Source organism: Myxococcus sp. CA005, assembly GCF_006518205.1.
GTDB lineage: Bacteria > Myxococcota > Myxococcia > Myxococcales > Myxococcaceae > Myxococcus > Myxococcus xanthus.
In genome coordinates, this window is sequence record NZ_SRLV01000001.1 from 212201 (window position 1) to 222450 (window position 10250).

Below are 10250 nucleotides of genomic sequence, written 5' to 3' on the forward strand. Positions count from 1 at the left end.
CACGCCGCGGGACACTCGATTCCCATGCGTCCCTCCTCGTCCCCGCAGGGTGGCCTTCCGTCGTCTCCCGCTTCGCCAGTGGACCGCGCCACCGCGCTGCGGGAGCTGGCGGGGTTGTTCCTCCGGCTGGGGACGTTCGCCTTCGGCGGACCGGCGGCTCACATCGCGATGATGGAGGACGAGGTGGTGCGCCGCCGCGGCTGGCTGTCGCGCGAGGAGTTCGTGGACCTGCTCGGCGCCACGAACCTGATTCCGGGGCCCAACTCCACGGAGCTGGCCATCCATATCGGCCATCGGCGCGCGGGCTGGCCCGGCCTGCTGGTGGCGGGCGCGTGCTTCATCCTCCCCGCCTTCTTCATGGTCGCGGTCATCGCCTGGGCGTACACGCGATTCGGCACGCTGCCGAAGGTGGACGCCGTGTTGCACGGCGTGAAGGCCGTCATCATCGCCGTGGTGGCCCAGGCGCTCTGGGGGTTGCTACGCACCGTCGTGCGGACACCGCTGGCCGCCAGCGTGGGAGCGGCTGCCGTGGCGGCGGCTTTCATGGGCGTCAATGAGCTGCTCCTGCTGCTCCTGTCGGGGCTCGCCGTGCTCGCGTGGCGCGGCATGGAACGACAACGGCCAGGCGCGCCTCGGGCGGGGGTGGCGCCGCTGTGGCCGTTGCTGTCCTTGGGGGTCACCACCGCCACGGCCGCCGCACCGTTCACCCTGCACGGCCTCTTCCTCTTCTTCGTCAAGGTGGGCTCTGTGCTGTACGGCAGCGGCTACGTGCTGCTGGCCTTCCTCCGCACCGGGCTGGTGGAGCGCTACGGTTGGCTGACCGAAGCCCAATTGCTGGACGCGGTGGCGGTGGGGCAGGTGACGCCGGGGCCCGTGTTCACCACGGCCACCTTCATCGGCTACGTGATGGGCGGCCCATCGGGCGCGGTGGTGGCTACGGCGGGCATCTTCCTGCCCGCCTTCGTCTTCGTGGCGCTGAGTGGACCGCTGGTGCCACGGCTGCGCCGCTCATGGGTGGCCGGCGCCTTCCTGGACGGCGTCAACGTGGCGTCGCTCGCGCTGATGGCGGTGGTGACGTGGCAGTTGGGACGGGCCGTGCTGGTGAGTCCGTTGCCGGTGGCCCTGGCGGCCGTGGCCGCCGTGCTGCTCATCCGCTATCGCGTCAATTCCGCGTGGTTGGTGCTGGGCGGCGGCTGCGTGGGAGTGCTGGCCGCCGGGGGCCTCAGCGCGGGGTGAGCACGGCCTCGCAGGCGCTCACCGGCTCGTTGGCGAGGTCCGCCCTGCGCGCGGTGCACTTCAGCCGGAGGACCTCGCCTTCGCGCAGGACTTCGCACGCGCGGTTGACCTCGACCGTTGTTCCGGTGCCCGCATCGCCAGGCAGAGTCCCACCATCCGCGTCCACGATGATGGCGACGTTCATGTCCGCCAGGTACCAGTTGTCGCCCTGGCGGAGGTCCACGCTGCCGTCGTAGACGTCCCCCGTCATGGGCAGGCCCGTTCGTTCCTCCGCCTCCACGTCGAGGCGGCAGGTGTCTTGGGGGGTGCTCACCCGGAGGATGCCCGGCGCTCCGCACGTGTTGTGGCCCACGTCGAAGGTGACGCTCTGGGCGGGCTGGTGGCAGCCCTTCTCTCCCGAGTCCGCGACGAGCAGCACCGCCGTGGTGGCGAGCGCGGCCGTGGCCGCGAGGTTCATCAGGATGACTTTCACGTGCTGACTCCAGTGGAGGGTGCGGCGGGGAGGGACGACGGTTCACGGGCGGCGGCGCGGCTGTAACGCACCGCCGCCCAGACAAGCGGCAACGTGACGAGGTCGGTGGGGTCGGCCCAGGCTCGGAAGCTCCGGATGCCGAGCGGCAAGCCCAAGGGGCGCAGCAGCTCACAGAAGAGGTCCGCCGCGGGCTGGGAGACCTTGAGCGCGGTGTAGAGGCACGCGGTGAAGCCCGCGCCCACTGCCACCCTGCGCGCCCTGGGCCAGCGCGTCACCAGCGCCAGCAGCGCGGACACGTAGAGCGGCAGGAAGAAGCAGATGGCGACGTCGGACAGCTTGCCGGTGAGGGCGTTGTGGAAGGTGGGCTTGAGCCAGCGGTCATTCACCGCCATCAGCGCCACGGCGAACAGGGGCAGCGGCGCGAGGAACTCCGGCATGGAGGGAAGGCGCTTCATTGGAGCTTCTCCCCACTCGAGAGGGCCCGCAGGAGGATGGCGTCTGTGAGCCACTCCACCGGGGCCTTGTCGTCCGTCAGTGGCTCGCCTGCGGGCACCGGCTTCAGCTCTCCGGCCACGCGCTCCGCCAGCGGGCGCAGCGATGCGGGGAGCGACGCCGTGCGTTCCGCGAGCCGCTCTGCGAGCCCGGGGGCCCCGGCGAAGAGCAGCGTGTTGCTGTGGTTGCGCGCGTCGGCGGCCCGGACCTCCGGGAAGACGGTGGCCAGCGTGGCGCCCACGGCCTCCACCACCGCGCGCTCCTGCGCGTAGCGCCCCACGTTGAAGCAGGCCACGCCACCGGGATTCAGGCGCGCGGCCACGGCGGCGGCGAACTCGCGCGTCGTCAGGTGGAAGGGGACGTAGGGGAAGCGGAACGCGTCGACCAGGATGACGTCGTACTGGCGGGTGTCGCTTGCGAGGAAGGCGCGCGCGTCTCCGACGTGGACTTCCACCTCGGAGGGCAGGTCGAAGTGCGCACGGCCCAGCCGCACCACCTCCGCGTCCAGCTCCACGCCCACCACCTCCACGCCGGGGTACGTCTCCCGCAGGCCCCTGGCGCTCGTGCCCGCGCCCAGGCCCAGGACCAGCACCCGGGGCGCTCGTGGCGCTGCCTGGGCCATGGCGGGGACCAGCAGGTAGTGCCCGAAGACTTCTCCGCGCACAGGCAGGCCAGGCCGGTGGACGCTCTGCACCGCGTAGCCCTCATCGAAGACGAGTGAGCGGGTGCCGTGTTCGTCCTTCACCACCTGGATGAAGGCATAGGGGGACTCGGCCACGTCCACGGCCTTGGGGGCGCGGGGCAGGGCGTGGGCGCCCAGGGCCAGCGCCACCATGGGCACGCCCACGGCGGGCAGCCGCCACCGCCATCCCAGGCGCCAGGATGCCGTGAGCCCCAGCACCGCCGCGAAGAGCGCCATGGTGCGCGCGGTGCCCAGCAGCGGCAGTACGACGAAGGCAGCCAGCAGCGTTCCGGTGATGCTGCCCACCGTGGATGCGGAGGACAGCCGTCCGGCGTGCGCGCCCGCTGACTCCACTCCCGCCAGCCCCACGCGCAGCACGTACGGCCCCACCGCGCCCAGCACCAGCAGGGGCGGCATTGCCACCACCATCAGCAATGCCACGCGGCCCAGCCCCTCGATGGGGCGTCCCCCCAGCACCGCGGCCGTGGCGCCGGGCAGCAGCACGCGCGCGAGGAAGGGCAACATGGCCAGGGCGAGCGCGGAGAGGCAGAGCGCGCTCAGTAGCAGTGTCAGGCGACCCGAGCGGTCCGCCACGCGGCCTCCCAGATGCGCGCCCAACGCGAGCCCACCCAGGACCAGGGAGATGAGCGCGGCCCAGACGGGCGTGCTGCTGCCGAAGTAGGGCGCCATCAGGCGTGACGCCGCCATCTCCGACGCCATGACGGTCGCGCCGGTAATGAAGGACAGCCATGTCAGCGAAGACGTGGGTCGCATGCTCGGACGCTTGCTTCAGCAAGGTCCGTTCCAATGCGAAGTCCTCGAAATAATTGATGCGGAGGGACAGCAACGGCAGGGGCACCATGACAGACGTGCCAGGGGGTGGGCGTTATCGGGCGGCGACGCCCCGCCGCTTCCGGGCGGCGGTGACCGTCAGCAGCAGCACCACCATGGGGACGCCCAGCACCAGTGGCCACAGCCAGAGCGGCTCGCCGCCGTGGATGACGGCGCGGAACTCGCGGCCCTCGGCGGGGGCGTCCATCAGCTCCGCGAGGTTGAGCTTCCACTCCACGGTGTCCTTCTGCTCGTTCACCGTGCCGTTCGTCTCGCCAATTCCAGGGCCGTGGATGCGGAGGGTGAGGCGGTTGTTGACGAGCATGGCCTTCACCATGCCCTTCGCGAGCTCCTGGGCGGCCTGCTCCGCGGCCTCGTCACCGATGCCGACCGGCGTGGCGAAGGCCTTTTCCGGGTTGAAACGCTGGGTGTAGACGTAGTCCCCGCCCTGGCGCTCGATGCGGAAATCCCACGCATCCTTCGGCGAAGACGGTTGGCCCTGGGTGTGCTGCTCGGCGGCGCGGCGGTAGAGCTCCGGGAGCTGGGTGACGTCCTTCACCGTCACGTCGTAGACGAGATGGACCTGGCCGTCCTTCTCGTAGTCCCGGAGCATCACCTGGGAGACTTCCGGGTCCTGGCGCAGCGCCTGTTCGACCGCGCGCGCGCTCGCGAGCCATTGCTCCTTGGAGACCGGCGCGTTGCCCAGCCGCGCCAGGGCCGTCAGGGACCTGGGCACTCCCATGTCGACCACCAGCCGCGCCGAACCTCCTGGCTCAATCCAGACGTCCTGCTCGACGTTGAAGCAGCCTGTCAGGAAGAGGGACAGCGCCGTGAGCAGCAGCGCGGGGCGAAGCAGGGTGCTCGGTGAGCCATGGAACATGGCTCACCAGTATGCTGGGACTGTTTCACGCGGAGAAGGGGAGGGACGCCACCTTCACCGTGGCGGGGCCCGCCGCCAGCGTCAGCTCGGTGCCCGGCTCCAGCGAGTCCCGGTGCACGTAGCCCAGGGCCACCCGCTGCCCCGCGACAGGCGACTGCACCACGCTGGTCAGCCAGCCCACCTTCTTCTCCCCGCGCCGCAGCTCGGTGCCGGGGGCCACGTCCGCGTCGCCCAGCAGCAGCCCCGTCAGCTTGCGGTTCATGTGGCCGCGGAAGGTGGCTCGGGCGATGACCTCCTGCCCGATGTAGCAACCCTTGTTGTAGGAGATGGCGTTCGCCAGGTTGGCTTCCAGCGGAATGGTGGTGTCCACCATGTCCTGGCCGTACCGGGGGACGCCGGCCTCCACTCGGAGCAGCTCCAGGGCCTCGAAGCCCAGGGGCTTCAGGCCGTGGGCGGCGCCAGCCTCGGACAGGGCCCGCCAGGCGTCCTCCAGGCCGGCGCGCGGCACCCACACGTCGACCCCATGGGGCTCGATGGCGGTGCTCCCCAGCAGCCACACCTCCTGGCCGGCCAGCGTGGCCGTGCGGGCGGCATGGTGCGACAGCGGCGCATGGGGGCTGCCCAGGGCGGCCGACAGGACGTCCTCCGTCCGAGGCCCGAGCAGCCGGAGCAGGGCCAGCTCCCCCGTGGCCTCGTGCAGCTCGGCGTCCTCGGAAATGAGGTATTTATCCAGGAACTCCCGCACCTTGGCGCCGGTGCCGGGCTCCAAGTCCAGGAGGAGGTCTGGCTCCCGCTTGAGGATGCGGGCATCCGCCACCATGGCCCCCTTGACGGTAACCATCGCGGCATAGGCCGCGGTGCCCACTGGCAGGTTGTTCACCTCCTGGGTGACCATCCCGTGTAGGTAAGAGGCCCGGTCTTCTCCAGTGATTCGGAGGGTTTCGCGGTAGGAGGCATCATGGAGGGCCACGGACGCCTTCGCCGCCCGGTACTCTCCCTCCGAGTCTCCATACCCGGCCACGGTTTCCCGGCCGCCCACAGCGCCAAAGCGGGCGCCCGCCTTCTCGTGAAGAAAATGCAGAGACAGCGGTTCCATGTCCGTCGCTATATAGAGGCGAAGGAGCGAATGCCACGATGGATGTGAAGCACCTGTCGTCCTTCCAGGACTTCTCACCGGAGAAGCTCCTGAAGCACAATGTCTTCCAGTCCGGCCGTTTCTTCCTGGACGTGTACTGCCTCCAGCCGGGACAGGCCCAGAAGCCCCACCGCCATGCCACGTCGGACAAGGTGTATGTCGTCCTCGACGGGCGCTGCCGCTTTCGCGTGGGCGCCGAAGAGGAAGTCCACGGCCCTGGCGCCGCCATTTTCGCCCCCGCGGGCGCCGAACACGGCGTCGCCAACGACGGCCCCGATGCCGCCCGCCTCCTCGTCCTGATGTCCCCGCCCCCGGAGCATGCATGAGCTCGACGTCTTCCCCTTCGCCCACCCCCGTGGCGACTCGTGGCGCGCTGGCGCTGCTGGTCCTGGGCCTCGCGGAGAGTGGCCTGTCCATCTTCCAGTGGATGCAGTTGCTCACCCTACGCGGTGGTGGCTCCACCGTGTGCGGCGTCTCCGACACGGTGAACTGCGAGACGGTATGGAACTCCGCCTTCGCCAGCCGCGTGCATGACCTGGTGGGCCTGCCCGTGGCGGCCCTGGGCCTCGTGTGGGGGCTGGTCGCGGTGGGCCTGTCCGCGCTGTTCCTGGCGTGGGCTCGCTCGGGCCGTCCGGTGCGTCCGGCGGCCAACGGGCTGCGGCTGGTGGCCGCCGCGGGCCTGGTGTCCGTGGTGGTCTTCGCCGTGGCCAGCGCGCAGTCGGGCGCGCTGTGCCCCACGTGTCTGGCGACCTATGCGCTGGTGGTGGCCTTCGCGGGTGTGGCCTGGAAGGGCCTGCCCGGACCGCTGCTGCCCGGCGCGGGCGAGTGGGGCGCCACGCTGAAGTGGACGGCGGGTGTCACTGCCGCGGTCTTCCTGGCGACGCTGCTGCCCGGCCGGGCCACGCCCAAGGCGTCGGATGCGTCCGGTGCCGCGCTGCTGCCGCCCGCGCCGCAGGTGGCCAGCACGCAGACGCCGGGCGTGACGCCGCAGACGCCGCCGCCTCCGCCCGCGTCGCTGGAGGAGTTCCTGCGTTCGCTGCCGCCGCAGCACCAGCAGTTCATGGCGGACGCGCTGGCCGCGTACCGCAGCGGGACGCCGCAGCCCGCCGCGTCGCCCGCGCGCCACCGCTACGGACCGGTGGATGCGCCGGTGAAGATTGTCGAGTGGACGGACAGCAAGTGCCCCCACTGCAAGATGCTGGTGGAGGAGCTGTCCGCGCTGAAGAAGCGGGTTCCCGAAGGGAAGATGTCGCTGGAGGCTCGCCAGTTCCCGCTGGATGGTGCGTGCAACCCGGCGATTCCGCGCCGGGGCCCGGATGCGCCCAGCGTGCGCTGCGTGGCGGCGCGTGCGCAGATCTGCCTGGAGGGCGCACCGGACTACTGGGAGCTGCGGGAGAAGATGTTCGCCGCGCAGGCCGTGCTGGACACGGAGCGGGCGGTGGAGATTGCGTCGTCGGGCTCGGTGCCGCGCTCGCAGTTGGAGGTGTGCATGAACAGCCCGGCCACGGCGGCGAAGATTCAGGAGGACTCCCGCTACGCCATGCGCCACCACATCCAGGGTACGCCGCTGGTGCTGGTGAACGGCCGCGAGACGGCGCCCTCCGCGCCGTTCCTCTACGCGCTGGTGATGGCGGAGGGGAATCCGAGCGCCCCTGGCTTCGACGTGCTGCCTCCGCCGCGCCCGCGCCCGGTCGGTGGTCATGGCCACGGCCACGACGACCACGCGGGCCACAACCACTGAGGACGCGGCACCCGCACCATGGGCAAGCGCGACAAGAAGGGTGAGCCGCCGGCGGCACCGGCGGCTCCGTTCAACAATCCGTTCGCCGCGCTCGTGGCGCAGCGGGAGGCCTTGCCCCAGGCTCCCGCCGCGCCCGTGGCTCAGGCGCCTGTGAAGGCCGAGCCCAAGGGCCCCGCGCGCGCGGTGGTTCGCATGGAGCGCAAGGGCCGTGGCGGCAAGGAAGTCACGGTGGTGGAGCACCTGGAGCTGCCCGCGGCGCAGCGCGAGGTGTGGCTCAAGGCGCTGAAGAATTCGCTCGGCTGCGGCGGCGTGGTGGAGGACGACACGCTGGTGCTCCAGGGCGACCAGCGTGAACGGCTGCCCGCGCTGCTCGAGGCGCGGGGCGTGCGGAAGGTCACGGTCGGCTGACTCGCTGGGCGTCGGGCTTTGAGCGAAGAGCCTCTAGCGTCACCGCCTCAAATGCCGCCGCATCCCGTCGAGCCTGCTCGGGACACAGGCACTGCTTCGCCCGCACGAACGCCCCCAGTTGCCCCGGCTCAGTCACCGAGTCCCGACGCTCCGTCATCTTCTGTGCCGCCAATACAGGATGGCTCGGAGCAAGTGCCCCCTACGTCAGTGCCTTCCCAAACGGAGTGAGCTTGGCCCGCTTCGGTGGCTCTCCCGCACTTCGTATCGACCTGGATACCGAGAGGTAGGGGCGTCAAGGACCGGCGTGAAGTTCACGAGGGTGTAGCCCGGACACGAAAAAGCCCGGGCCGCCGTGAAGGCGCCCCGGGCTTCTTGCTACGGCCTGCGCCGTGCGAACTACAGCGCGCCGATGATGGCGTCGGTGAACTCGCGGGTGGTGGCCTTGCCACCGAGGTCACCGGTGCGGACCTCGCCCGAGCCGTACACCTTCCAGATGGCGTTCTCCATGCGGCGCGCCGCCTCGCCCAGCTCCAGGTGGTCCAGCATCATCACCGCGGACATCATCAGGGCGGTGGGGTTCGCGATGCCCTTGCCCGCGATGTCCGGGGCGGTGCCGTGCACGGCCTCGAAGACGGCGGTGCGCTCGCCGATGTTGGCGCCCGGCACCACGCCCAGGCCGCCGACCAGGCCCGCGCACAGGTCGCTGAGCACGTCGCCGTAGAAGTTCTCCGCCACCAGCACGTCGAAGCGCGTCGGGTCCTTCACGAGCTGCATGGCGAGGTTGTCGATGATGACTTCCTCGTAGGTGACGTCCGGGAACTCACGGCCCACCTTGCGGCAGCAGTCCAGGAAGAGACCGTCCGACAGCTTCATGATGTTCGCCTTGTGCACGGCGGTGACCTTCTTGCGGCCGTGCTTGCGGGCGTACTCGAAGGCGAAGCGGGCAATCCGCGTGGAGGCCTTCTCGGTGATGATCTTCAGCGACTCCACCACGCCCGGGACGATGATGTGCTCCAGGCCGGCGTAGAGACTCTCCGTGTTCTCACGCACCACGACGAGGTCCACGCCCTCGTAGCGCGTCTTCACGTTCGGTACGCTCTTCACGGGCCGCAGCGACGAGTACAGGTCCAGCCGCTTGCGCAGGCCCACGTTGGCCGACGGGAGGCCACCGCCCACCACCGTGCCCGTGGGGCCCTTGAGCGCGATGCCGCTGCGCAGCACCGCCTCCACCGTCTCGTGAGGCAGGTTGGTGCCGTACTTGGCCACCACCTCCGTGCCTGCGTCCTTGTACTCGAAATCAAGGGGGACCTTGAGCGCCTCGAGGACGCGAACGGTGGCCGCCATGACTTCGGGGCCAATGCCATCGCCATTGATGATCGTGACAGTTCGTGTGGTCGCCATGGGTGCGGAGTCACAGCACAATTTCCCTGGTGTCGAAAGGACGAAAACGCCCGGGATTCAGCCGGAGGCATGGCGGCCATGAGGTAGGCACACCCTGGTGGGTCACCCGGCCGGTTTCCGGGCGGGAGGGCATCCGCTCCGAGCGTCAGTGCTCGGACGTGGAGGACGGTCGCGGACGCCGGGTGGGCTTGCGCCGGGTGTGGATGGCGTAGGGCCGGTAGAAGGACTCCCACAGGGCCGCCCGGCGTCCCCGGGGCCGGGTCCGCAGCTCGCCCAGGGGTGCCCGGATGAAGAAGGACGACAGGAACAGGTAGGACGCGGTCAGCGTGAGCAGCAGCAGGATGGCCGTCACGGCCTCGCCAGGAATCCAGGCCACCCCCGCCCGCGCCAGGAACTCGTCGAGGTCCACGGGTGGCTTCGGGTGGCTGTAGACCTTCACGAACCACGTCATCATCAGGACCATCAGGATGGGCCCGTAGGCGCGGTTGAGCCGGGTGGAGATGGCGGAGAAGAGGGAAAGCTGGATTTGGGGCCGTTCCAGCTCCAGGGCCAGCTCGCGCAGGGCGTCCGGGTCCATCGGCTCGTGCCGGAGCATGGGGGCCCACCAGCCTTCCTCCAGCAGGCGCACCCGGCGGTTCCACAAGTCGTAGTAGCGGTAGCGCCGCGCCTCGATGAGGAGGAACGACACCACCATCCAGATGCCCACCAGGAAGGTGACGTGTGAACTCTGCGTCGACGCGAAGCCGAAGGAGATGACCGCCGCCGTCGTCGTGATTGCCCAGTTGGTGGTGGTGTCCAGGCGCGTGCGCCAGGTATCGGAGCGGCTCAGCTCCCCCCGGAACAGTTGGGCCATGGCCTGCTGGGAGAGCCAGGGCGACTCCAGCACATCGGTCCTGTCACGTTCACGCACGGGCATCCTTCGCCGGAAGGTGGGCTGGGCAGTGGGCGTTTGCAACGCAGGCGGGGTGGGGG

At 70.2% G+C, this 10250-nt stretch carries 11 protein-coding genes; 4 read left to right on the forward strand and 7 right to left on the reverse strand.

The features are described 5' to 3' along the window. Positions 1-24: 24 nt before the first annotated feature. A complete protein-coding gene (chrA, locus tag FMQ63_RS00850) occupies positions 25-1236 on the forward strand; it encodes a chromate efflux transporter (protein WP_011556279.1) in 1212 nt (403 codons plus the stop codon). On the opposite strand, the gene FMQ63_RS00855 is transcribed toward chrA, so the two are convergent. The 5 genes from FMQ63_RS00855 to FMQ63_RS00875 all read right to left on the reverse strand — a co-directional run bounded on the left by FMQ63_RS00855 (position 1223) and on the right by FMQ63_RS00875 (position 5689). Next, the gene (locus FMQ63_RS00855; RefSeq protein ID WP_011556278.1) at positions 1223-1708 is read right to left on the reverse strand and encodes a hypothetical protein; all 486 of its coding nucleotides are present in this window, start codon (positions 1706-1708) and stop codon (positions 1223-1225) included. The two genes, chrA and FMQ63_RS00855, sit on opposite strands and share 14 nt — an antisense overlap. Next, complete coding sequence (locus FMQ63_RS00860) at positions 1705-2163, reverse strand: hypothetical protein (RefSeq protein ID WP_011556277.1); 459 nt, start codon at positions 2161-2163, stop codon at positions 1705-1707. The genes FMQ63_RS00855 and FMQ63_RS00860 overlap by 4 nt, the downstream gene beginning before the upstream one ends. Then, the gene (locus FMQ63_RS00865) at positions 2160-3656 is read right to left on the reverse strand and encodes a fused MFS/spermidine synthase (protein WP_011556276.1); all 1497 of its coding nucleotides are present in this window, start codon (positions 3654-3656) and stop codon (positions 2160-2162) included. Before FMQ63_RS00865 ends, FMQ63_RS00860 begins: the two co-directional genes overlap by 4 nt. Positions 3657-3768: 112 nt before the next feature. After that, on the reverse strand, positions 3769-4593 hold the full coding sequence (locus FMQ63_RS00870) for a hypothetical protein (RefSeq protein WP_011556275.1): 825 nt from the start codon (positions 4591-4593) through the stop codon (positions 3769-3771). Positions 4594-4618: 25 nt separating this feature from the next. Then, complete coding sequence (locus FMQ63_RS00875) at positions 4619-5689, reverse strand: aminomethyltransferase family protein (RefSeq protein ID WP_011556274.1); 1071 nt, start codon at positions 5687-5689, stop codon at positions 4619-4621. A 38-nt stretch (positions 5690-5727) separates the two neighbouring features. On the opposite strand from FMQ63_RS00875, the gene FMQ63_RS00880 reads away from it, so the two are divergent. The 3 genes from FMQ63_RS00880 to FMQ63_RS00890 are packed head-to-tail and all read left to right on the forward strand — an operon-like array spanning position 5728 to position 7877. Further along, the gene (locus FMQ63_RS00880; RefSeq protein WP_011556273.1) at positions 5728-6054 is read left to right on the forward strand and encodes a cupin domain-containing protein; all 327 of its coding nucleotides are present in this window, start codon (positions 5728-5730) and stop codon (positions 6052-6054) included. Further along, complete coding sequence (locus FMQ63_RS00885) at positions 6051-7469, forward strand: thioredoxin domain-containing protein (RefSeq protein WP_026113844.1); 1419 nt, start codon at positions 6051-6053, stop codon at positions 7467-7469. Before FMQ63_RS00880 ends, FMQ63_RS00885 begins: the two co-directional genes overlap by 4 nt. An 18-nt stretch (positions 7470-7487) precedes the next feature. After that, a complete protein-coding gene (locus FMQ63_RS00890) occupies positions 7488-7877 on the forward strand; it encodes a translation initiation factor (RefSeq protein ID WP_020478031.1) in 390 nt (129 codons plus the stop codon). A gap of 396 nt (positions 7878-8273) precedes the next feature. Here the strand turns inward: FMQ63_RS00890 and FMQ63_RS00895 are convergent, their stop codons facing one another. After that, entirely contained in the window at positions 8274-9278 is a 1005-nt protein-coding gene (locus FMQ63_RS00895; protein WP_011556270.1) for an isocitrate dehydrogenase (NAD(+)), read from the reverse strand. A 145-nt stretch (positions 9279-9423) separates the two neighbouring features. Next, complete coding sequence (locus tag FMQ63_RS00900; RefSeq protein ID WP_011556269.1) at positions 9424-10194, reverse strand: DUF2270 domain-containing protein; 771 nt, start codon at positions 10192-10194, stop codon at positions 9424-9426. Between the last annotated feature and the right edge of the window lie 56 nt (positions 10195-10250).

What these genes read in the sequence shown, in the direction of transcription:
- FMQ63_RS00880 (WP_011556273.1), top strand. Translation starts at nt 5,728, where the DNA reads ATGGATGTGAAGCACCTGTCGTCCTTCCAGGACTTCTCACCGGAGAAG.
- FMQ63_RS00885 (WP_026113844.1), top strand. Translation starts at nt 6,051, where the DNA reads ATGAGCTCGACGTCTTCCCCTTCGCCCACCCCCGTGGCGACTCGTGGC.
- FMQ63_RS00895 (WP_011556270.1), bottom strand. Translation starts at nt 9,278, where the DNA reads ATGGCGACCACACGAACTGTCACGATCATCAATGGCGATGGCATTGGC.
- FMQ63_RS00860 (WP_011556277.1), bottom strand. Translation starts at nt 2,163, where the DNA reads ATGAAGCGCCTTCCCTCCATGCCGGAGTTCCTCGCGCCGCTGCCCCTG.
- FMQ63_RS00870 (WP_011556275.1), bottom strand. Translation starts at nt 4,593, where the DNA reads ATGTTCCATGGCTCACCGAGCACCCTGCTTCGCCCCGCGCTGCTGCTC.
- FMQ63_RS00865 (WP_011556276.1), bottom strand. Translation starts at nt 3,656, where the DNA reads ATGCGACCCACGTCTTCGCTGACATGGCTGTCCTTCATTACCGGCGCG.
- chrA (WP_011556279.1), top strand. Translation starts at nt 25, where the DNA reads ATGCGTCCCTCCTCGTCCCCGCAGGGTGGCCTTCCGTCGTCTCCCGCT.
- FMQ63_RS00890 (WP_020478031.1), top strand. Translation starts at nt 7,488, where the DNA reads ATGGGCAAGCGCGACAAGAAGGGTGAGCCGCCGGCGGCACCGGCGGCT.
- FMQ63_RS00900 (WP_011556269.1), bottom strand. Translation starts at nt 10,194, where the DNA reads ATGCCCGTGCGTGAACGTGACAGGACCGATGTGCTGGAGTCGCCCTGG.
- FMQ63_RS00875 (WP_011556274.1), bottom strand. Translation starts at nt 5,689, where the DNA reads ATGGAACCGCTGTCTCTGCATTTTCTTCACGAGAAGGCGGGCGCCCGC.